Below are 228 nucleotides of genomic sequence, written 5' to 3'. Positions count from 1 at the left end.
AATGGCCAGGGTCTGATCCGGCGATCGCAGCTGCCCGGCGCTGGTCTTGGCATCGCTCAGAGCCACTTGGTCAGCCAAGCCTTGGGCCGACAGCCCCACCGCCACCAGCGCCGGCGCGTTGATTTCCACCAAAATTTCTTCCTCCGGGCGGCCAAAGAAATCCACATCCTCGGTGCCGTCAATGCCTCGCAGGGCCACCCCCAGCTCCTCGGCGTAGCGGCGCAGCAG

The 228-nt window shown here is 65.8% G+C and carries 1 protein-coding gene; it reads right to left on the bottom strand.

Going from position 1 to position 228, the window contains the following annotated elements; all coding sequences use genetic code 11:
* A partial coding sequence (locus tag JUK32_RS28755; RefSeq protein WP_204139876.1) for an efflux RND transporter permease subunit occupies positions 1–228 on the bottom strand: 228 nt, incomplete at both ends.

The sequence above is a fragment of the Halomicronema sp. CCY15110 genome (genome assembly GCF_016888165.1).
In the GTDB taxonomy this organism is placed as follows: Bacteria; Cyanobacteriota; Cyanobacteriia; order Phormidesmidales; family Phormidesmidaceae; genus Halomicronema.
Note: the sequence above shows the minus strand (reverse complement) of the source record. Positions and strands in the feature narration are given on the sequence as shown.